The organism is Streptomyces sp. NPDC059009, assembly GCF_042740175.1.
GTDB lineage: Bacteria > Actinomycetota > Actinomycetes > Streptomycetales > Streptomycetaceae > Streptomyces.
Window position 1 is genome coordinate 24949 of sequence record NZ_JBHYJB010000041.1, and the last position, 20547, is coordinate 45495.

At 72.0% G+C, this 20547-nt stretch carries 20 protein-coding genes and 1 pseudogene; 13 read left to right on the forward strand and 8 right to left on the reverse strand.

What is annotated here, in order from left to right; genetic code table 11:
- Nucleotides 1-45: 45 nt before the first annotated feature.
- Nucleotides 46-930, reverse strand: coding sequence for an alpha/beta hydrolase (locus tag ACFWYM_RS33655; RefSeq protein ID WP_384845984.1), 885 nt, complete (start codon nt 928-930; stop codon nt 46-48).
- Nucleotides 931-1090: 160 nt separating this feature from the next.
- Between ACFWYM_RS33655 and ACFWYM_RS33660 the strand changes: the two genes are divergently transcribed.
- Entirely contained in the window at nt 1091-1759 is a 669-nt protein-coding gene (locus ACFWYM_RS33660) for a hypothetical protein (protein ID WP_384845986.1), read from the forward strand.
- 38 nt (nt 1760-1797) lie between these two features.
- On the opposite strand, the gene ACFWYM_RS33665 is transcribed toward ACFWYM_RS33660, so the two are convergent.
- A complete protein-coding gene (locus tag ACFWYM_RS33665) occupies nt 1798-2337 on the reverse strand; it encodes a TetR/AcrR family transcriptional regulator (protein ID WP_384846117.1) in 540 nt (179 codons plus the stop codon).
- Between the two features lie 364 nt (nt 2338-2701).
- On the opposite strand from ACFWYM_RS33665, the gene ACFWYM_RS33670 reads away from it, so the two are divergent.
- Both ACFWYM_RS33670 and ACFWYM_RS33675 read left to right on the forward strand, forming a co-directional pair.
- On the forward strand, nt 2702-3679 hold the full coding sequence (locus ACFWYM_RS33670; protein ID WP_384845988.1) for an alpha/beta hydrolase family protein: 978 nt from the start codon (nt 2702-2704) through the stop codon (nt 3677-3679).
- Nucleotides 3680-3766: 87 nt separating this feature from the next.
- Nucleotides 3767-4765, forward strand: a complete 999-nt coding sequence (locus ACFWYM_RS33675) for an SDR family NAD(P)-dependent oxidoreductase (RefSeq protein WP_384845990.1) — start codon at nt 3767-3769, stop codon at nt 4763-4765.
- A gap of 106 nt (nt 4766-4871) precedes the next feature.
- On the opposite strand, the gene ACFWYM_RS33680 is transcribed toward ACFWYM_RS33675, so the two are convergent.
- Nucleotides 4872-6425, reverse strand: coding sequence for a HEAT repeat domain-containing protein (locus ACFWYM_RS33680; protein WP_384845992.1), 1554 nt, complete (start codon nt 6423-6425; stop codon nt 4872-4874).
- A gap of 175 nt (nt 6426-6600) precedes the next feature.
- Between ACFWYM_RS33680 and ACFWYM_RS33685 the strand changes: the two genes are divergently transcribed.
- The 3 genes from ACFWYM_RS33685 to ACFWYM_RS33695 all read left to right on the forward strand — a co-directional run bounded on the left by ACFWYM_RS33685 (nt 6601) and on the right by ACFWYM_RS33695 (nt 9410).
- Complete coding sequence (locus tag ACFWYM_RS33685) at nt 6601-7029, forward strand: cupin domain-containing protein (protein WP_384845994.1); 429 nt, start codon at nt 6601-6603, stop codon at nt 7027-7029.
- Between the two features lie 77 nt (nt 7030-7106).
- The gene (locus ACFWYM_RS33690; protein ID WP_384845996.1) at nt 7107-7580 is read left to right on the forward strand and encodes a carboxymuconolactone decarboxylase family protein; all 474 of its coding nucleotides are present in this window, start codon (nt 7107-7109) and stop codon (nt 7578-7580) included.
- 204 nt (nt 7581-7784) lie between these two features.
- On the forward strand, nt 7785-9410 hold the full coding sequence (locus ACFWYM_RS33695) for a GMC family oxidoreductase N-terminal domain-containing protein (protein WP_384845998.1): 1626 nt from the start codon (nt 7785-7787) through the stop codon (nt 9408-9410).
- Nucleotides 9411-9610: 200 nt separating this feature from the next.
- On the opposite strand, the gene ACFWYM_RS33700 is transcribed toward ACFWYM_RS33695, so the two are convergent.
- Nucleotides 9611-10513 (reverse strand): LysR family transcriptional regulator, encoded by a 903-nt coding sequence (locus ACFWYM_RS33700; protein WP_384846000.1) that lies wholly within the window; start codon nt 10511-10513, stop codon nt 9611-9613.
- Between the two features lie 188 nt (nt 10514-10701).
- Between ACFWYM_RS33700 and ACFWYM_RS33705 the strand changes: the two genes are divergently transcribed.
- Entirely contained in the window at nt 10702-11007 is a 306-nt protein-coding gene (locus tag ACFWYM_RS33705) for a DUF1330 domain-containing protein (RefSeq protein WP_384846002.1), read from the forward strand.
- 301 nt (nt 11008-11308) lie between these two features.
- Here ACFWYM_RS33705 and ACFWYM_RS33710 read toward each other — a convergent pair whose 3' ends face one another.
- The 3 genes and pseudogenes from ACFWYM_RS33710 to ACFWYM_RS33720 all read right to left on the reverse strand — a co-directional run bounded on the left by ACFWYM_RS33710 (nt 11309) and on the right by ACFWYM_RS33720 (nt 12596).
- Nucleotides 11309-11821 carry a GntR family transcriptional regulator gene (locus ACFWYM_RS33710; protein ID WP_384846004.1) on the reverse strand — a complete coding sequence of 171 codons (513 nt, stop codon included), beginning with the start codon at nt 11819-11821 and terminating at the stop codon, nt 11309-11311.
- 9 nt (nt 11822-11830) lie between these two features.
- A pseudogene (locus ACFWYM_RS33715) lies at nt 11831-11947 on the reverse strand (GntR family transcriptional regulator); the annotation flags it as partial.
- A gap of 37 nt (nt 11948-11984) precedes the next feature.
- Nucleotides 11985-12596, reverse strand: coding sequence for a class I SAM-dependent methyltransferase (locus ACFWYM_RS33720; RefSeq protein WP_384846006.1), 612 nt, complete (start codon nt 12594-12596; stop codon nt 11985-11987).
- A 182-nt stretch (nt 12597-12778) separates the two neighbouring features.
- Between ACFWYM_RS33720 and ACFWYM_RS33725 the strand changes: the two genes are divergently transcribed.
- From ACFWYM_RS33725 to ACFWYM_RS33745, 5 genes are all read left to right on the forward strand, one after another.
- Complete coding sequence (locus ACFWYM_RS33725; protein WP_384846008.1) at nt 12779-13642, forward strand: SGNH hydrolase domain-containing protein; 864 nt, start codon at nt 12779-12781, stop codon at nt 13640-13642.
- Between the two features lie 92 nt (nt 13643-13734).
- A complete protein-coding gene (locus ACFWYM_RS33730; RefSeq protein ID WP_384846010.1) occupies nt 13735-15072 on the forward strand; it encodes an acyltransferase family protein in 1338 nt (445 codons plus the stop codon).
- A 121-nt stretch (nt 15073-15193) separates the two neighbouring features.
- Nucleotides 15194-15892, forward strand: a complete 699-nt coding sequence (locus ACFWYM_RS33735) for a response regulator (RefSeq protein WP_384846012.1) — start codon at nt 15194-15196, stop codon at nt 15890-15892.
- Complete coding sequence (locus ACFWYM_RS33740) at nt 15889-17412, forward strand: ATP-binding protein (RefSeq protein WP_384846014.1); 1524 nt, start codon at nt 15889-15891, stop codon at nt 17410-17412. The genes ACFWYM_RS33735 and ACFWYM_RS33740 overlap by 4 nt, the downstream gene beginning before the upstream one ends.
- The gene (locus tag ACFWYM_RS33745; protein ID WP_384846016.1) at nt 17409-17981 is read left to right on the forward strand and encodes a hypothetical protein; all 573 of its coding nucleotides are present in this window, start codon (nt 17409-17411) and stop codon (nt 17979-17981) included. Before ACFWYM_RS33740 ends, ACFWYM_RS33745 begins: the two co-directional genes overlap by 4 nt.
- A gap of 35 nt (nt 17982-18016) precedes the next feature.
- On the opposite strand, the gene ACFWYM_RS33750 is transcribed toward ACFWYM_RS33745, so the two are convergent.
- The gene (locus ACFWYM_RS33750) at nt 18017-18994 is read right to left on the reverse strand and encodes an NADP-dependent oxidoreductase (protein WP_384846119.1); all 978 of its coding nucleotides are present in this window, start codon (nt 18992-18994) and stop codon (nt 18017-18019) included.
- A gap of 666 nt (nt 18995-19660) precedes the next feature.
- On the opposite strand from ACFWYM_RS33750, the gene ACFWYM_RS33755 reads away from it, so the two are divergent.
- A complete protein-coding gene (locus ACFWYM_RS33755) occupies nt 19661-20443 on the forward strand; it encodes an MHYT domain-containing protein (RefSeq protein WP_384846018.1) in 783 nt (260 codons plus the stop codon).
- The last annotated feature ends 104 nt before the right edge of the window (nt 20444-20547 follow it).

A 20547-nucleotide genomic window follows, 5' to 3' on the forward strand; every position in this document is an offset into this window, starting at 1 on the left:
CTACCTGTGAGGTGATGCCGGCGCGTGGCAACTCCGCACGCCCGCTCAGGCGTTGGAGTCCTGGCTGCCGTCGGCAGCGGGTGTGAGCTCCGCGAGGTCGGCGAGGACCCGGGCCGCCGGTGCCGCGTCGATGAGCCACTTCAGGTGGCTGCCTGCCAGGGTGCGGACGTCGTAGGGGTTGTCCGGCGTCAGCTCGTCGCCCTCGCGGATCAGGCGGTCCTGGAGGGCGAGCGGCATGCTGGCGTCGTCGGCCAGGCGGACGTACGTCTTCGGGATGCGGCCCCACGTGGCCGCCTGCGCACGGTCGTTGGAGGTGCCGACGTCCAGGTTCTCGTCGGGCTGGAAGGTGTTGAGGAAGGTCAGGAGCTCCTCGTCGGTGCCGTCGGCGAGGAAGGCCGCCTTGAGGGCCGCGAGGGCGTCCGGGTTCGCGGTGCGGAAGTTGACGCGCAGCAGGCCGAGTTCGGCCGGGTTCCCGGTCAGTATGGGGCCGAAGGCGGCGGGGTCGACCGTGGCCATCTCCGGCTGGGCGTAGTAGTCGTTGACGTCGAGTCGGACGGGGCACCAGGACGAGACGTAGACGATGCGGTCGATCAGGTCCGGGCGGGTGTTGGCCGCGGCCGTCGCGGTGATGCCGCCGCGGCTGTGCGAGACGAGGATGACCGGGCCGTTCTCCTTGGCCCGCTCAAGGATCCCGATCAGGTGCGCGGCGTTGTCCGCGAGCGTCACGCCCTTGATCGCGCCGGGCGCGGCGGCGAGGGCTTCGAGGTCCTGCGGAGCCTGATACGCCGTGACGTACGTCGCCTCGAATCCGTGCCCCGGCAGGTCGACGGCGACCGATCGGTGCCCCAGGAGGCCGAGTTCGGCCTGGAGCGGCGCGAAGGAGAAGGAGTTCGCGAAGGCTCCGTGAACGAGTACGTAGGTCGGCTGCATGTGATTCCCACTCACTTTCTTGTCCCCCCGAGACGCCGGCGCGGCGCGCAGAGCGCGCACGGCCCACGTCACAAGCCGCAGTGGCCGGATGCCGGTGGCTCACCCTACTCAACAGAAGATCAGCCGCACCAGGGACTTGGACGGCTGCGAGACTGGCGCGATGACCTTGCACCTGATCTCCGTCATCGGCAGCAGCCCCGGCGTGGGCAAGTCCACCCTGTGCGGCGCGGTGGCCAAGTGGCTTGCGGAGAGCGGCGCTTCGGTCGACCACTTCGAGGAGGCCGACATCCTCACGCGGGCCGCTTTCCAGCCGGTGGCCGAGGAGTTCGGCGACGGGACCGGGGCGGTCCGGCCGGAGACCCTGGTCGCGTGCACGCGCGCGTACGTCACGGAGTCCGTGTCGGCGGGCAGGGACTACGTGGTGACGGACGCCCTGCTCCCTTTCATCCCGTCACTCGTGGCATGGGGCCACGGCGAAGTGGCCCTCACGCGCGTCATGGATGAGCTGACCCGGGCCGTCGAACCGGCCCAGGTCACCCTCGTGTACGTGCACGACGACCCGGAAGCCGCTCTGCGACGGGCCGTTGAGCGCGAGGGTCCCGCCTGGGCGGACTGGTACGTACGCAAACTCGCGGCCTCCCCCGGCACCCGGTCCGTCCACGACCTGCCCTCCGCCGCCACCCACCTCCGCCACGAGGCCGACCTGACACGGCGCCTGCTCGCGCGAACCCCCTGGCGCGTCCTGACCGTTGACGTCGGCAGGCTCGACGCGCGAGGAGCGTACCTCCACACGCGGGGGCAGCTGGAGGAGTTGCCGGGTCCCGCCTGAGGCAGTCGGCGTCGCGGGGGGGCGACCGGACGGTCCGGTCAGGCCGACTGGGGTACTTGCAGCCCTTTCAGCATGAGCTCGATCAGACGGCGGGGGTCGTAGCGGGGGTCGTCGTCGCGGCCGATGCACAGGTTGCCGATGCCGCGCAGCAGCTCGTACGGCTGGATGCCGGGCCTGATGCCGCCCGCCTCGACGGCCGCGTCGAGCAACTCCGCACAGACGGGGATCAGTCGGTCGATGAAGTACGTGTGCAGGGCGGCGAAGCCGCTGCTGTCGGCCTGCATCGTGTTGGCGAGTCCGTGCTTGGTGACCAGGAAGTCGACGAAGAGGTCGATCCACTGACGCAGCGCGGCGAACGGGGACTCGGCGTCGGCCAGCAGCCGCGGGCCGGCGTCGGCGCACTCCTCGACCTGGTGGCGGAAGACGGCGACGACGAGGTCGGCCCGGGTCGGGAAGTGGCGGTAGATCGTCCCCATGCCCACGCCCGCCTGGGCGGCGATCTGACGGATCGGAGCGTCGACGCCCGACGTCACGAACACCTCGGCGGCCGCGGTCAGCAGCTTCTGCTGATTGCGCACCGCGTCGGCCCGCTTGCCACGGGGCGCCGACGTGTCGGGAGCCGTCCCGTCGGGGGCCGTCCCGTCGGATGCGGCCGCGACGGGTGCCACCTCGTCGCCGGACCGGTCTGCAGTGGGCACCGCTTCTCTCCTTCTGCCGTCGCTCTTCGCCCGCTCGGGCACTCCTGTTCGGGGCCGTGCCCGAACCGGAACCATACTCCGTTTGATAAACGGAACAATGCTCCGTAAGCTAAACGGAGCAACGTTCCGATTGGTGGAGCGCCGCGGGAAGCCGCGCGGCCGAGCCCCGTCGGACACTCCCGCCTGACCACCCCGCCGCCCTCCACGCAGCGGCGGCAGGGGACACCGAAGGGAACGACGCACCATGACGGAAGCGACCGCCCTGAACCTGAACGCAAACGACGTCCGCACATCGCCGCACCCGGTCCTGTCCTACAGCCCGGTGGTGCTGCCCGTCCCCGGGCGCCCCGCCGACCTCCAGCTCCGCGTCACCGCACCCGCCACCGGAAGCGCCGGCCTGCCGGTCATCCTCCTCTCGCACGGCCACGGCGGTGCCCTCAACCTCTCCTCGCTCAACGGCTACGCCCCGCTCGCCCAGCCCTGGGCGGCGGCCGGATTCGTCGTCATCCAGCCCACCCACCTCAGCTCCCGCACCCTGAGCCACCTGTGGGAGACCGACCCCGCGGCACCCTTCTTCTGGCGCTCCCGCGCCGAGGACATGTCCCGCATCCTCGACCGGCTCGACGAGATCGAGCGGGCCGTGCCGCAGCTGGCCGGGCGCCTGGACCACGACAAGGTCGCCGTCGCGGGCCACTCGCTGGGCGGCTTCACCGCCGAGCTGCTGCTCGGCGCCCAGGTCACCGACCCCGACACGGGAGAGAAGGTGAGCCTCCTCGAACCCCGTATCAAGCAGGGCGTGTTGCTGGCCGCGCCCGGCCGGGGCGGGGACGCCCTCAACGGCTGGATGGCCGAGGAGGCGCCGATATTCCGCAGCATCGACCTCGCCACGATGAGCCGGCCCGCACTCGTGGTCGCCGGCGACAAGGACGACTCCCCGCACTTCACGGACATGGGTCCGGCCTGGCACTACGACCCGTACCACCTCGCCCCCGGCCCCAAGACGCTGCTCACCGTCTTCGACGGGGAGCACCTGCTGGGCGGGATCCAGGGGTACGACGCCGCCGAGACCACGGACGAGAACCCGGCGCGGGTCGCCGCGATCGCCGAGCTCGGCGCGGCGTATCTGCGCAGCCGGTTCCACCCCGGCGACAACGCCTGGCAGGTCGCGCAGGACGCGTTGACGACCGGTCCCGGCGCGGTCGGGCGCGTCGAGTCCAAGTAGGGCCGCCGTCGGGGCACCGGGCCCACGTCCCGCCGACCGGCAAGTCCACCCCGCCCACCACCTTCACATACGCAGAGGACTCCTCGTATGACACACAGGCAACACCCCATCGGATCCGGATTCACCGCCGCGTCGACCGCCGACGAGATCCTCGGCGGGAGGGATCTGACCGGCACTCACGTCATCGTCACCGCCGGTCATGCCGGTATCGGCCGCGAGGCCACGCGGGCCCTGACCAAGGCGGGCGCATCCGTGACCGTGGGCGCGCGCCACCCGGAACGCGCCCGGACGGCGCTCGCCGGGATCGAGGGCGTCGAGGTCGGCCGTCTCGACCTGCTGGATCCGGCGTCGATCGACGCGTTCACCGGCCACTGGCAGGCGTCCGGCCGACCGCTCCACATCCTCATCAACTGCGCCGGACTGGCGGCCCCCGCGACACGGGAACGGGATGCCCGCGGCTACGAAGTGCAGTTCGCGACCAACCACTTGGGCCACTTCCAGCTCACGCTCGGCCTGCTGCCCGCCCTGCGCGCCGCGGGTGGCGCCCGTGTGGTCAATGTGACCTCCGGTGCCCAGCGCCTCTCCGACATCCGCTGGGACGACCCGCACTTCGACAGCGGCTACGACGCGATCATGGCCTATGCGCAGTCCAAGACCGCCAACGTGCTCTTCGCCGTCGAGCTGGACCGCCGCTGGGCCACGGACAAGATCCACGGATACGCCGTGCACCCGGGCGTCGTCGTCGGCACGGCTCTGAACAGCGGCGTGGGGCAGGACGATCTGCGCGCCATGGGGCTGATCGACGCGGCCGGGCAGCCGATCATCGATCCCGAGCGCGGCAAGAAGACACCGGAACAGGGGGCCGCCACCCTCGTGTTCGCGGCCACCAGTCCCCTGCTGGACGGGATCGGCGGCGTCTACCTCAAGGACAGCGACATCGCACCCCTCGACGACGCGCCCCGGCCCGTCACCGCGGACAGCATCCCGTCGGAGGCCATGTCGCACTCCATCGACCCCAACTCGGCTGTCCGCCTGTGGGAGTTGAGTGAACAGCTGCTCAAGGCCCCCGTGCGTCGGGCACGTTGACCGTGCTTCGTGTGTAGGCCGCGTTGACTGCGTGGCCCTCACGGACCACTAGCCGCCGAGGCCGGGCTTCTCCCGCGAGGTCGCGGCGTGCGCCGGTCGCCTTCGCTCACCCCTCCTGGACCAGACGCAGCAGCTGTTCCATCACGGGGAGGGGCAGTGACGGGCGACCGGCCGCCTCCTGTGCGGTCTCGGTGTCCCGCAGCAGCTGCACCACCACGTGGGCGGGCAGGTGGGGGTGCTGAGCAGCCGCCCAGCGCACTCTGTCCTTGGGGTCGTCGAGCAGCCGTACCGCTGATGTGAGCGTCAGGCGAGGGTCGCGGGCGGCTCGATGCCGTACGTCCGCGTCGCCGTCCCGACTGAGGCGCTCGACGAGTTCGGGTGTCGACTGCGGGTCTTCCAGGGCCAGTCGGCGCATCCTCGGGTCCGGGTCGTCGGCGTGGCGCAGCAGGTCGTGGCGGGGGAAGTTGGGGTGGCTCAGGGGGCGGTCGGGGTGGCTGAAGCTGCCGGTCCACCACTGCCACACCCGCAGCAGCATCGCGGCGGGTGCGTCGTCGCAGGACTCGGCGAGGAAGAGCTGGACGACGCGGTCCTCGTCGCTCGCCAGCCGGGTCACGACGTCGGGCGGGAGGTGCCTGGCGCGGGCCACGCTGCGGCGTACGAGGGGGTGGGAGGAGGCGGCGAGGCGGCGCATGGCAGCCGGGTCGTCGTGCAGCGCCACCACCCAGCCCAGCGCGTGATGGTGCACTCCCGGGTCGAAGTCGATGTCGATGTCCGCCCGCTGGTCCTCGGTGAGACCGGCGCGCAGGGAGATCGTGAAGCGGACGGATTCGTCCGGGTCCTGAGCGAGGAGTGCCACCAGGTCACCGGGCAGGTGCGGGTTGAGCGCGAGGGACGTGCGCTGGGCGCGACTGCCGTGCCGGGCCACGTGTTCGGCGAGGTCCGGTGTCAGGCAACAGCACTTCAGCGCACGGTCGTTGAGGGTCCCGGCCGCGAAGACGGACCGGGGCATGGGGTGCTCTTCGTGGTGTCGGAGCAGCGCCTCGCCGCGGACCTCGTCGTCGGGGTCGTCGAGGAGGGCGGCCCGGTCGGAGGCCGAGAGGTGCGGCCACGCCCTGCGGCAGGCGGAAGCCCGTACGGAGGGATCGGTGTCGGCCGCCAGGGCGGTGATGTGGCGTACCGGAAGGCCGGTCAAGCGGGCGGCCTCTGCGCGGACGCGTGCGGAGCGGTCGGTGGCGAGCTCTTCGTAGGCGGCGTCGGTGAGTTCGGTGCGGCGGTCCACCGCCACCGACGTCTGGATCCAGCGGCGCCGTGGGTCCTGCTCGCCCAGGATCAGGCGGGCCCACTGCTCGGGCGAGATGTTCGGCTGCGCGTCGGCCAGCAACGACCGCACCTTCCACTCCGGGTGCGCCAGGGCCGCGTCCACCACCGCCGACGGCAGGGAGCGCCACATGACGTGGTGCGAACGGCCGATGAGGCGGGCGCGCAGGTCGGCCGGGGCGGCCGGGTTGCGGGCCAGCCCATGCGCCCACATCTCGCGCAGGCGCTTCGAGGGAGGCGGACCTTCCGTCAACGCCCGCCAGCCTGCCGCCTCTTCCTCTGCGGTCGCGGTCGCGGTCGCGATCTCGGTCTCGGTCTCGGCTTCGCTCCGTCCATCCGTCATGGGGCCATCCTCCCCGAGGTGCCGCCATCGGGATCGACCCAGGTCGCCCCAGGCCGGCAGGCACGGCCGACCCCCTTGCCACCGCTTGCCGTTTCAGCAACTTCAGTTGCCGCACCAGGTCGACCGGTTGCAGTCTGATGCAACGCAACAAGGCCACGGCACACAGGAGATGACCATGACCGCCCACCCGCACGGCGACACCACCCCCGCACCTCTCAACAACCGCGTCCACCACGTGCGCGCCGGGGAGCTGGACGGCTACGCCGCCCTCAGCGGTGGCACCGTCGGCTCGAAGAGACTGTGGATGGGCATGGTGGAGAACGCCCCGCTGAGCTCGACCGACAACCACCATCACGGCGCGTCGGAGGCGGGCATCTTCGTGGTCAGCGGCCATCCCGTGTTCGTCTTCCACGACGGCACTCAGGAGGTACGGGTCACCGGCGGGCCCGGCGACTTCTTCCTGGTCCCGCCGTTCGTCCCGCACCGCGAGGAGAACCCCAGCCCGGACGAACCCGCGGTCGTCGTCATCGCCCGCACCACACAGGAACCCATCAAGGTCTCCGTGCCCGAGCTCTACCAACTCGCCGAGGCGGACGGGCAGTAGCCCTCACATGTGGCGAGGCTGTCTCGTCGTACTGCTGGAGGCGAACACGCGCCCCCAGCGGTACGAAGGAGTTCACCATGGACGCCCGTCTCAACTTCCACGGCAATCCGGTCGGAGCCGCGTTCCTCAAGCACATCGTTCCGGCGGCGCGGCCGATCAAGGAGTCGGGACTGCCCGCCCCGACGCTGGAGCTGGTGGCGCTCCGGGCCAGCCAGATCAACGGCTGCGGCTTCTGCATCGACATGCACACCAAGGACGCCACCGCGGCCGGGGAGTCCCCGGCCCGGCTCCACCTCGTCGCGGCCTGGCGTGAGGCCACGGCTTTCACCGACGCCGAGCGCGCCGCCCTGGAACTGGCCGAGGAGGGCACGCGGATCTCCGATGCGGCCGGTGGCGTGCCCGACGACGTCTGGGCCAACGCCGCCAAGCACTACGACGAAATCCAGCTCGCCGCGCTGGTCTCGGTCATCGCCCTCATCAACGCCCTCAACCGGCTGAATGTCATCACCCAGCAGCCCGCGGGGGACTACCAGCCCGGGCAGTTCGGGTGACGGCCGTGAGGCCGCCGCGCCCGGCCTGCCAGCCATGCCAGCCGTGCCCGCCGTGCCCGCCGTGCCCGCCGTGCCCGCCGTGAAGGGAACGTGCGTCCCCCGCGCAGATAGGGCCTGATGTCGCGCCAAGTACCGCTCCCCCACTCACTCTTGACGTTGAATCATGGCGTCGGGACAGCGAGCACCGAGGGGGACGGAGTCGGCATGGCGGTCAGCAGAGTCACGTCCGGTGTGGGGCGGCGTCGGTTTCTCGGCGGCGCGGGGGCCGCGGGGGCTGCGTTCGCCACGTCTGCCTTCACCGGCAGGCGGGCGGCGCGCCGGGAGGAGACCCATGACGTCGTGATCGTCGGCTCGGGGGTCGGCGGGAGCATCGCCGCCTACCGGCTGGCGGCCGCGGGGGTGCGGAACGTCGTCCTGGAGCGAGGGCGGCGCTGGCCCATCAATCCTGCCGGAGACACCTTCCCGGACTTCTGGCGGCCCGACCGGCGCACCCTGTGGCTGGGCGGGCGCCTGCACCTGCCGTGGGTGTCCGCCGTGCCGGCCCTCGACGCGCTCGTCCGGTCCGCCGAGTCCACCGTCCTGCCCTCGTACACCGGCCTCGCGGACATCGTTCTCGACGACCAGATGAGCGTGATCTGCGGTGCGGGGGTGGGCGGCGGCACGCTCATCTACGCGGGGATGCTGCCGCAGCCGAGCCCCGAGGTCTTCGCGCGCTGCTTCCCGTCCTGGCTGGACCACGGTGAGCTGGACGCGGAGTACTACCCGCGCGCCCGCCGCCGCATGGTCGCCTCGCCCATCCCCGACGACGTCCTTGCGCACCCCCGCTACCGGCCCAGCCGCCAGTGGGAACAGGCCACCCGTACAGCGGAGTTGAGCTCGGAGCGGCTGCCGCTGAACTACGACTGGGACGTCATCCGCCGCGAGCTGTCCGGCGCCGTCACCCCTGCCGCGACCGTCGGCCAGTACATGCTGACCGGCTGCAACAGCGGCGCGAAGATGAGCGTCGACCGCACCTACCTCGCCCGCGCCGAGGCCACCGGCCGCACCACGGTCAGGCCCCTGCACCAGGTGACCGATGTGACGCGCGAGGCCGATGGCGTGTACCGGGTCGTCGCCGACCGGCTGTCCGAGGACGGCGATGTACGGGAGACGGTGTCGATGCGGGCCGCGAAGGTGATCTTCGCGGCGGGGGCCACGCACACGCCGCGCCTGCTCGTGCGGCTGCGGGACACCGGCTCGCTGCCCGGACTGCCGCCCGCCGTGGGCCAGGGCTGGGGCTCCAACGGGGACCGGCTCATCGCGGTCAAGAGCCTGACAGCGGACACCGGGGCGCCGCAGGCCGGGCCGCCGCCCTTCATCATCCGCGACGACGACAACCCGGCCGGGCCCGCCTCGTTGGAGATGGCGCCCCTGCCCATGCCCTTCAACACGGGCGCGTATTTCGTGCTGGGCATGGGGATGTCCCAGCGTCCCGCGTCGATCGTCTACGACGGGGCTACGGACCGCACGGAGCTGCGTTTCGCCCCGGGAACCGACCTGCCCGCCGCCCAAGGAGCCGCGTCGATCTCGGGCCGGGTCGCCCGCGCCATGGGCCCGGACACGGTGGTCGTCGACGCGGGCGTCGTCCACCAGGTGACGGTCCACCCGCTGGGCGGCGCCGTGCTCGGGCAGGCCACCGACCGGTACGGGCGGCTCGACGGGTATCGCGGCCTGTACTGCCTGGACGGGTCGCTGCTGCCGGGCACAGCGGGGGCGGTCAATCCCTCCCTCACCATCGCGGCCGTGGTCGAGCGGTGTCTGGACCGGCTGGTGGGTGAGGACTTCGTCTGAGGTCAGACGGGTTCAGCCAAGGTCAGTTGAGATCAGACGAGTTCAGACGCGTTCAGTCGAGGCAGTCGAAGGTGATGACCGATTGCTTGCCGGAGTTGCCCTTGCCGGGCTGGGGCTGGACGGGCTGGACGATACGACGTCTCGGGGCGCTACCCGGGCCGGAACGCGGGCGGCGATGAGCGGCGTGGTGCTGGGCACCGTCAGTCCGGCAGCCAGTGCAGCTCGTGCGCCAGGGTTTTGGCGACGGCACGGATGCGGCGGTGCAGTGGCGACTGCTCGCGCGGGAGGACCAGGTGGATCGTCAGGCCGGGCGCACCCCGCAGCGGTCGCCAGGTGAGACCGGCCGGCTGTGCCGTGGCCGCGGCTTCTCCGGCCGGGGCGAGGGTGACCCCGTCGCGCAGGTCGCGCTGGGACATGTCGAAAGAGACCGCGGGCGTGCGGAATTGGAGGTGTGGTCGGGCGTCTCGGAACAGCGCGGACAGCTGATCGTGGATCACGGGGTTGGCCGCACGGTCCGGGAGTCGCAGCGGATACGCGGCCGCGTCGGCGATCTCGATCTCCGGGTGCTCGGCCAGCGGATGGTGCTGCGCCAGCTGGACCCCGATGCGCGCACGCCGCAGCAGGAACCGGCGCACGCCACGGCCCGGCTGTTCACCGCGGGTGATCCCGGCATCGATGCGGCCGTCGGCGACCGCGGGAGAGATCTCCGGTGTCGCCATCGGGACCGCGCCGACCTCGAGTCCGCTGTTGTCGCGCATCAGCCTGTCCACCAAGGCCGGTGCCGTCTCGGCCCCGGCGCTGAGGCTGTATCCGATGCGCAGCGTGCCCAGTTCACCGGCCGCCGCGCTCCGGGCGGTGTCCCATGCCCGGTCCAGCGCCGCCAGTGCGGGCGGCGCGGACTCCGCCAACGCAGCACCGGCCGTGGTCAGTTCGACGCTTCGCGTGTTGCGGACCAGCAGGGCCGTACCGAGTTCCGCCTCCAATCGGCGCATCCGGGCGCTGAGCGCGGGCTGTGCGATACCGATCCGTGCGGCCGCGCGGGTGAAGTTCAACTCCTGCGCCAGCACCAGGAAGTACCGCAGGCTCACCGTGTCCGGCGCCACGCGCCCTCCCTGCCGATTGATAACGATCCGTTCTGAGCCTATCCCGTACCGGTCTTTCCCCCGGCCGCACATCACGCCCTAGCCTGCGGATACGGCGATTCAACTGACCGCGGTACCCGTCGCCGGGATCGCTCGATCTGAGTGTCAATTCGACGTCGGACGTATCCGACCCCACACAGGAGGTTTCCATGGCCAAGGGCTACTGGGTCAGTGTCTACCCCGCCCTTTCCGACCCTGAGGGGCTGACTGCCTACGACCAGCTGGCCGGTCCGGCTGTCCAGGCCGGGGGCGGGCGCGTCCTGTCCCGGATCCCGTCCCGTGGCGGTCGAGTCGTCGCCCACGAGGCCGGAATCACGCAACGCGTCGTTCTGATCGAGTTCGACAGCTTCGAACAGGCCGTCGCGGCATACGAGAGCGAGGCGTACCAGAAGGCGCTGGTGGCCCTCCCCGACGGCTTCGAGCGCGACTTCCGCATCATCGAAGGCATGGACTGACCGGCGGGCCCAGCCATCGCTGAGCATCCGTCACCTGATACGCACACGGTGCTGAACGACGACTGAGGAAGCTCAACCCGACCCGACCCGGCTCGGCTCGGCTCGGCTCGGCTTGGCTTGGCTTGGGTGGCTGCAGCTGTGGCTCTTGCTGCTGCGATGACCGTAATACGGGAGCGGGTGGCCGCCGCGAGGAGAGGTCCGTCCGCGATACGGGTCCTTCGGCCCGTACCGCGAGGGCTTCTGCCGTCGCTGTCGCCGCTCCGGGCGGTGGAACATGGCGGCACGGGCCGAAGTCCGTCGCTCAGCTCGGCTGGAACGTGGTGCGCAGGCGGTAGCGCTCGCCGCTGTACTCGACGGTCGAGAGCAGCACGGGCCGCTGCTCGCGCGTGTAGATGGTCTGGTCGAGAACGAGGACGGGCGCGCCCTTCGGGAGGCGCAGGTGCTCGGCGAGTTCCGCCTCGGCGGTGCGGGCCTCGATCGTCGCCTCGGAGCGGTCCAACTCGACGCCGTGGGTGCGGAGTTCCTCGAAGAGGGAGGCGGACGTGTAGTCGGCCTTCTCGATACCGGGGGCGAGCCGGGCGACGACGAGGGTGCGGTCGACGGCCACGCGTACGTCGTCGAGGAGCCGGACGCGGTCGAGGCGGAGCAGGGGCGTGCCGGCCGGTACGTCCAGGCGGTCGGCGTCGTCCAGGGAGGCGACGGCCGTCTCGTGGCGCAGCACGAGGGAGCTCGGCGTCATGTGCTTGCGGCGGGCCGTCGCGGTGAACGACTCCAGGTCGTTGGGCCACTCGCGGGCGGGCGCGGGCGTGGCCACGAACCAGCCGCGGCCGTGCGAGGCGGTGAGCAGCCCCTGGTCGACCAGGTGCAGCAGGGCCCTGCGGAGAGTGACGCGGGAGATGTCGAGGTGGGTGCAGAGCTCGCGCTCGGCGGGCAGCCGGGCCCCGGCCGTGAGGCCGCGCCGGCCCCCGTCCCCCGGCTCAGCCCTCGCGCCGCCGCGCCCGCAGCACCGTGTCGTGCCGGTGGTGGGTGCCCGGGGGTGCGGGCGTGGTGCGGGGGCGGGTTTCGTTGATCTCGATCGTCCAGTCGTCGTCGAGGAGCCGGGCGATGTCGGCGGGCTGGTAGTAGGCGTCGGGGTCGAAGTCCCGCTCCGGGGCCGGGGGCAGGTCGGAGAGGTCGTGGCCGGCGAAGAGGAAGGTGCCGCCGGGGGCGACGGCCGCCAACAGGCCGCGCAACGCGGTGTGGTCCGGGTCGCGGGTGAGCGGGAAGTAGTGGGCCGTCACCAGGTCGAAGGCGTCTGGTGCGGGGGCGGTGGTGGTCAGGTCGGCGCGTTCCCAGGTGACACGGTCCGCCAGGTCCGTGTCCCGCAGGGCAGCTGCGCCGCGGTCCAGGGCCGTCTGCGCCACGTCGACGGCGGTGACCTGCCAGCCCTGGCGTGCCAGCCAGTGGGAGTCGCCGCCCTCACCGCAGCCCACCTCCAGTGCGCGTCCCGGTGGCAGATCCGTCACCTCGGTGACGAGCACGCCGTTGGGTGCGCCGCTGAAGAGCTGGTCGGTGTCGCGGTACCTGTCTTCCCACTGCTGTGCGTCCATGGGCGCAGCCTCTCCCCGGCCGTGAGCCGACGGCAATCTTCTTTGCTGGAAACGCAAATGGAGGGGCTGGAGAAGGTGGCGTGCCGGGGCTCCGTGCGAGCCATATGACCGCTCCTTTCTCGTTGTGTGAGCAAACGATGACAAGCGGCCTGACGGCCCGGAACCGCTGCTTCTCTGGGCTCATGAACAGCAACGATTCCGCCCGCAACGGGCGTCGCCCCGCCCTCCTCTCCCGTCGTTTCTCCCCTCTCGCCACCCGCTCCGTGGCCGCCCTCGCCGTCCTCGGCATCGCACTCGTCGGGTGCGGGAACCAGGGCAAGGACTCCGGGAAGGACGGCTCGGGCAGCGAGGCGCAGGCCAAGGGCAGTGCCGAGAGCGCGAGCAACGGGACCAAGGTGCTGTGGGTGGGGGACTCCATCGCCGGTGCCGAGGCTCCCGCGCTCGGCGCGGCCATCGAGGCCAGTGGGGCGAAGTTCAAGGACGCCTCGTCCGACGGAGGCGGCTCCGTCGTCGACGGCGGCGACCAGATCACGAAGAAGATCTCCGGCGACACCTGGAAGCAACTCCACAAGGACATCTCGGCGTTCCAGCCGACCGTGGTCGCCTACCAGGTCACCACCTACGACTGGGGCAGCCAGGGCAAGCAGCGCGCCGCCTACGACAAGCTCGCCAAGGCGGCCAAGGACGCCGGGGCGAAGCTGGTCCTCGTCGCCGCGCCGCCCTTCAAGATCGACGAGTTCTACAAGCAGCACGAGTCTCAGATACGCACCGCCCCCAAGGCCGCCGAGGCAGCCGCCGAGAACAGCGGTGGCGCGGCCGTGTTCTTCGACTCCAGTGAGCTCTGGGGCACGGACTCCGGCGGCAAGAAGGCGCAGCGTTCCAAGGACGGCATCCACAACTGCCAGCAGGGCGCGGCCGCCTTCGCCAAGTGGTTCACCGAACGGCTCGGCAAGGAGGCCGGGTTCACGCCCGCGTCCGTGGACGTGTGGGCCAAGGGCTCGTGGACCGGCAGCGACCGCTACGGCAAGCTCAAGTGCGGCAGCTGACGGGTCGGGGCTGACCCATGACTGGCAATTCCGTGGCGGACTCTTCCGCGGCCGGCTCTTCCGCGGCTGGCTCTTCCGTGGCGGGCTCTTCCGTGGCGGGCTCTTCCGTGGCCGGTGACTCCGCAGCCGGTTCCGCCGGCGCCGCCCTCGCGCCGGTGCGCGGCGGCACATTGCCCCCTCGGCACCGTGCCCCGCGCCCCGGTGACCGGGGGCGCCCGCACATCGCCGCCCTCGACGGGCTGCGCGGCTTCGCGGTCGCGGCCGTGCTGTTGTTCCACGCCGGGAAGCTGCCGGGTGGCTTTCTCGGTGTCGACCTCTTCTTCGTGCTCTCCGGGTACCTGATCACGGGGCTGCTGCTCGGCGCGGCCATCGGGGGTGGGGGCCGGGGCGGGGGGAGCGACCGCGGACTCGGGGTCGGGGTCGGGGTCGGGTTCGACTCGCTGCTCGGGTTCTGGGTGCGGCGGGCCCGCCGTCTCCTGCCCGCCCTCGTCTTCGTCGTCGTCGGCACCACCCTGCTGGCCTGGACCTTCGGCGACGGGGCGCTGCTGCGGTTCGCGCTGGACGACCTGCCGTGGGTCGGGTCCCAGGCCGTCAACTGGCACTACATCGCCGAGCAGATCGGCTACTGGAACGCCTCCGACACCCGCGTCTTCGCGCACCTGTGGAGCATCGCCGTCGAGTGGCAGTTCTATGTGGTGTGGCCGGTCGTGGTGGCCGTCCTCGCGCGCGGGCGGCAGGCCCAGCGTGTGGTCGCCGCCGTGGCCGGGGCGGGTGCGCTGGTCTCGCTCGCCCTGATGGTCTCGCTCGGGGCCGCGGTGGACACCACCCGCGCGTACGAGGGCACGGACACCCGGGCCGTCGCGCTGCTGCTCGGCGCGCTCGCCGCCACCGCTCCCGTACGCGCCCTCGCCGCCAGGGTGCCCCGGCGTGCGGCCGACGCGCTCTGTCTCGCCCTGGCGGCCGGGCTCGCGGTCGCCTGGACGGTGACCGAGGGCGAGAAGGCGCCCCTGCTCTTCAAGGGCGGGCTCTTCCTGCATGCGCTGGGCGCCGCCGTGCTGATCGTGCTGCTGGCGCAGGTGCCCGGGACGTGGGCGGCCCGGATCGCGGGCAGCGCTGTGCCGCGGCGTCTGGGCGAGCTCTCGTACAGCCTCTATCTGTGGCACTGGCCCGTCTATCTGCTGCTGTTGCCGCGCCTGGCCGGGCTCGGGGACTGGGGCGGTACGGCTGTCGCGATCGCGGTGTCGCTCGTCGCGGCGGCGGTCACGAAGTGGCTGGTCGAGGATCCGGTGCGGTTCCGGTCGGGCTGGGCGCGCGGGCGGCGCGGGCCGATCGCCGTGGTGGGGCTGGCGCTGGTCGGGGTCGCGCTGTGGGGGTTCGTGCCGGCGCCGGTGCCGGGTGCGGGGACCGTCGACCTCGATCAGCTGAGGTGAGTGGGCCAGGAGTGGGGCCCGGCCCACTCACCGCGCGGCCGCACTCATACCGTTATTGCATGGAATGCGAACCGTCTCGCTGGATGTCTCTCTGGATGTCTCTCTGGAAGGAAACCCGTACATGACGCGTGTCCTGCTGATCGAGGACGATCCGGCCGTACGCCGTGGCGTCGTCCTGGGACTGCGCCGCTACGGACACGAGACCGAGGCGGTCGGCACCGGCGAGGACGGCCTGGAGGCGCTCGCCGCCTTCGCGCCGGACCTCGTCCTGCTCGACCTCATGCTCCCGGGCATGAGCGGTCTGGAGGTGTGCCGCCGCATCCGGGAGACCAGTCAGATCCCTCTCGTCATCCTGTCCGCGCGCGGCGACGACATGGATGTCGTGATCGGCCTGGAGGCGGGCGCCGACGACTATGTCGTCAAGCCCGCCAGCGGTGCGCTCATCGAGGCCCGCATGCGCGCGGTGCTGCGCCGTGTGGCGCCCGCCCAGGCCGCGGCCGACGCGCCCACCGGGACCACCTCCGTGGGGGACCTGGAGATCGACCGCGGTGCGCTGCGCGTCCGCAAGCACGGCGCGGACGTGCCGCTCGCTCCCTCCGAGATGAAGCTGCTGCTCTTCCTGAGCGCCGCACCGGAGCAGACCTTCAGCCGGCAGCAACTCCTCGAGGACGTCTGGGAGCACAGCTATTACGGGGATGCCCGCCTGGTCGACGCGTGCGTGATGCGGCTGCGCGCCAAGATCGAGGACGATGCGCGTCACCCGGTGTACGTCCAGACCGTACGGGGCTTCGGCTATCGCTTCGGCCCGGTGCCCGCGTGAAGATCGCCGTGCCCCGGGGGCTGCGCACCCGACTGGTCGTCGCGTTCCTGCTCGTCGCCGCGCTCAGCGCGCTCATCACCGCCGCGCTCACCTTCCGGCAGGCCCGCGAGTCGATCCTCAAGCGCACCCAGGAGGCGGCCGTGCACGACCTGCGCCTCCAAGTGGACTCCCTGGCCCCCAACTTGCCGGCCAAGCCGAACAGCTCGGATCTGCGCAGCTTCGTACAGCAGTTGGACCGCGCCGGCGGCTCACGGCGGTGGAGCACCGCCGTCGCGCGCGGCGACGGGCCGGTCATCGGCAGCACGGCGGCCGTCACCGCCTCCCTGCGCGACGCCGTCCGCGAGGGCGACGCCACCGTCTACGAGCGCGTCGACCGCTCCGGCGCTCCCCGACTGCTCATCGGCATGCCCATCTCCTATGCGGCCGACGGAGACAGGAGCGGCAAGAGCGGTGCGCCTTCGGGCATCGCCGTCTACGCCGACCTCTCCCTGCGCACCGAGCGCGCCGACATCTCCGCGCTGGTCACCGCGGCCTGGGCGGGCGCCATCCCGGCGCTCGCCTTCGCCGCCGTCCCCGCCCTGATCGCGGCCCGCCGCGTGCTGCGCCCGGTGCGGCAGCTGCGCACGGCCGCCGAACAGATCACCACGGGCGCCCTCGACACCCGTCTCGACGTCCAGGGAAAGGACGAACTCGCCGAGCTGACCGGCACCTTCAACAGCATGGCCGCGGCCCTGCAGCGCGACGACGCGGAGCTGCGCCGCATGGAGGCCAACGCCCGCCGGTTCGCCGCCGACGTCTCCCACGAACTGCGTACCCCGCTCGCCGCGATGTCCGCCGTCACCGACGCCCTCGACGAGGACGCCCGCTCCGGCCAGCTGCCCCCGGACACCGCCGACGCCGTCCAGCTCATCAGCGACGAGACCCGCAAACTCGCCCGCATGGTCGAGGACTTGATGGAGATCTCCCGCTTCGACGCGGGCGCGGCCGCCCTCCATCTGGACGACGTCAGCCTGCGCACCCTCGTCCTCAAGACGCTGCAGCAGCGGGCCTGGCGGGAGCCGGAGCACGTGGTCACCGAGCTCCCCCGGGAGGACGTACGCGTACGGGTGGACGCGCGCCGCATCGACGTCGTCCTCGCCAACCTGATCGGCAACGCGCTGCGCCACGGCACGGCGCCGGTGACCGTGCGGGCGCGCCGCACGGGGACACGCGCCGTCATCGAGGTCGCCGACCGCGGCCCGGGCATCCCGGACGACGTGCTGCCCCACGTCTTCGACCGCTTCTACAAGGCGGACGCCGCCCGCACCCGCTCCGAGGGCAGCGGCCTCGGGCTCGCCATCGCCCTGGAGAACGTGCGTCTGCACCACGGCACGCTCACCGCCGCCAACATCCCTGGTGCGGGGGCGGTGTTCGCGGTCACCCTGCCGATCGACCCCGGGGAGCCGGGACAGCCCGCGCAGCCCCCGCAGCCCGAAGGTCCCGAGCAGCCGGACGACGACAGCCAGGAGGAAGCACGATGAGCCGCCGCCTCCAACTCACCGTCCTCACCGCCGCGTTGGCCACCCTCCTCGCGGGCTGCGGCATCGACGCCACCGGCCCGGTCGAGGCCGGGGCCCCCGCGTCGGGGCTGCGCCGACCGGGCAGCACGACGTACCACGCCCAGTTGTACTTCGTCGGCCCGTACGGCATCCAGGCCGTCTCCCGTCCGCTCGGCTCCCCCGCCACTCCGCAGCAGGCACTCGATCTGCTCCTCAAGGGCCCGGACGACGCGGAGCGGGCCCGCGGGCTGATCACGGAAATCCCGCCGCTGCCCGGTCCGTTGCGGGCGACGGCCACCACCGGGGCCGTGGACATCTACCTTCCGCAGCAGATCGCGAAGATGAACGGCGGCGATCTGGGCATGTCCCAGATCGTCTGCACCGCCGCGAACGCCCACGTTCCCGGCGACCGGCAGCCCCCTGCCGTGGACGTACGCGTCCATGAGCCGGACACCCCGGACGGGCCCTCCCCCTGGACCCTCCGCTGCAACGCGGCGGGCAACGTCGTCCCCGTACCGAACTCCACGCCCACGCCCAGCACAGACCGGTGACTGCGGGCACCGGTCTGTGCCGGCCCGAGATCAGCTCAGGCCCCGGTGGCCCCGGTGGTGAGCACGATCTTCCCCTGGATGTGGCCCTGCTCGACACGGCGGTGCGCCTGCGCCGCGTCCGCGAGCGGATAGACGCTGTCGATCTCCGCCCGGACGCGGCCCGCGTCGATGAGGCGGGCCAGCTCGCCGAGTTGCGCCCCGTCCGAATGGACCTGCCCCGGGCGGAACTCGATGCCCAGCTCGGCGGCCCGCTCCGGCTGGTAGTCGCCCAGGAAGACCGGGCTGATCGTGCCGCCGCGCCTGATCGCGGACAGCAGGCGGTGGCCGTGCGGGCCGCCCACGCAGTCGACCACGTGGTCGACGGTGCCGTCCGCGACCGCCGCCGCGGGCTCGGTCGCCGTGTAGTCGATGAACTCGTCGACGCCCAGGGACCGCAGGAACTTCTCGTGCCGTCCGGAGGCCACGGCGATGACATGGGCGCTGCGCGTCTTGGCGAGCTGCACGGCGAAGTGCCCGACACCGCCCGCCGCGCCGCGGATCAGCACCCGCCTCTCCGGCTCCAGGCCGATGTGGTCGAAGAGGAATTGGTAGGCGGTCAGGCCCGCCATGGGCACGGCGGCGGTCTGCACATGGTCGGCGGAGTCGGGCTTGCGGGCCAGGTCGGTGACGGGCGCGGTCGCGTACTCCGCGTAGGCCCGGCCGCCGTTCTCGTCGACCGGAGGGAAGCGGATCAGCCCGAACACCTCGTCGCCCGGCGCCCATTGGGTGACCTCCGCACCGATGGCCGTCACGACGCCCGAGACGTCGCTGCCCGGCGTGAACGGCAGGCGCCGGGTCGGCCTCATCTCCTCCGGGATGTTCGCGAAGCCGGTGCGCGCGTACCAGTCGGGCGGGTTGAGGCCCACCGCGTGCACGCGGACGAGCACCTCGTCAGGGGCCGGCTCGGGGCGCGGCACTTCCTCGTACACGAGCCGGTCGGGTCCGCCGAACTCATGGACGCGCACGGCATGCATGGTCGCTGACTGCGGCATCTGTCCAGAGATACGGAGTACCTCCCCGGGCGTCAAGCCCCCCGAACGGTGGTCGGCGCATCACATGCATTCCTTGACAGGAATGGCCGACGGGCGGCAGCTCCCCTTCCAGCGCTCCCTGGCCGGGCGGCCCGAGGAGGTCTGGCGCCATCTCACCGAGAGCCCGCTCCTCGCCCGCTGGTGGGCGCCGGACGACCTGTGCGGCTCCGAGCTCGTCTTCGAGCTCGTCCTCGAGGCACGGGCGACGGGCTGCCCGAGGGGAAGTGGTCGCCCGTCAGCCAGTCCGCGGGCGAGCACGGCGCCTCGGCCGTCGTCCACGACCGGGTGCGCCGAGCCGCCACCCGGCCCCGTTCCCACACAGGCGGGCCCGTTCCCACACGAGTCGGACGCAGGCAGAGCTTTGCGTTCGCACCGCCCACCCGTCCGGGATGTCCAAAGCGCCCCGTGACGCGGCGTGACAAGAGTCGCACCGCGCCATGGGGCGTTTGCCGCCCTTGATCGCCGAGTCGCCCGTGAACTGGGGGTTTACTCGTTGGTAGCCCTTGCCGTGCGGGCGATTTGCGGTCCGCGACGGCTCAACTCCCGCGTGTTAGCGTCCCGGTCGACCGGGGGGAGAACCGAACGCTGCGAACATGCGAGAGGAAATCCGTGGGTCATATGCACCACATGTCAGGGGGCTGGATCACGCCCGTGCTGTCGTACGCGATGGCCGTGGTCGGCGCCGCGCTGGGACTGCGCTGCACCGTGCGGGCGCTGGGCGCCGAGGGCAGATCGAAGCGGAACTGGCTCATCACCGCGTCGGTGGCCATCGGCGCGGGCATCTGGACGATGCACTTCATCGCCATGCTCGGCTACACCGTCGACGGCACCGCCATCCGCTACGACATCCCGCTCACCCTGCTGAGCCTGCTCGTCGCCGTCACCGTGGTGGGCGCGGGCGTCTTCCTCGCCGGATACGGGAGTTCGCGCGTGCGCGCCGTGCTGCTCGGCGGGCTCGGTACCGGGCTCGGGGTCGCCGCCATGCACTACATCGGCATGGCCGCCGTGCGCCTCAACGGCTCCATTTCTTACGATCCCGTGGTCGTCGCCGTGTCCGTGCTGATCGCCGTGGGTGCCGCGACCGCCGCTCTGTGGGCGGCACTCGCCGTCAGCGGGCCCGTCGTCGCCGCCGGTGCGGCGCTCGTCATGGGCCTTGCCGTCAGCAGCATGCACTACACCGGAATGGCCGCCGTCAGCGTGACGGTGCGCCAGGGCACCGAGGCCCTCAGCGGCGCCGGCGCCACGGCGTTCATCCTGCCGCTGACCGTGGTGCTCGGCTCGTTCCTCTTCCTCACCTGCGCCTTCGTCGCGCTCTCCCCCACGGCGCGGGAACGCGCCGAGGACCGGGCGGCCGCCGCACCGCTGCACGAGGTGGACCTCCCCGCCTCCTGAGCCCGCCCCCGCGCGCCGTCGGCTCGTCCACTCGTCTGCTCCCCAACTCCCCGCGTCCCCACGCTCGTTCACCGGGCGCGCCGCCCGCCACTCCCGGGCCGCGC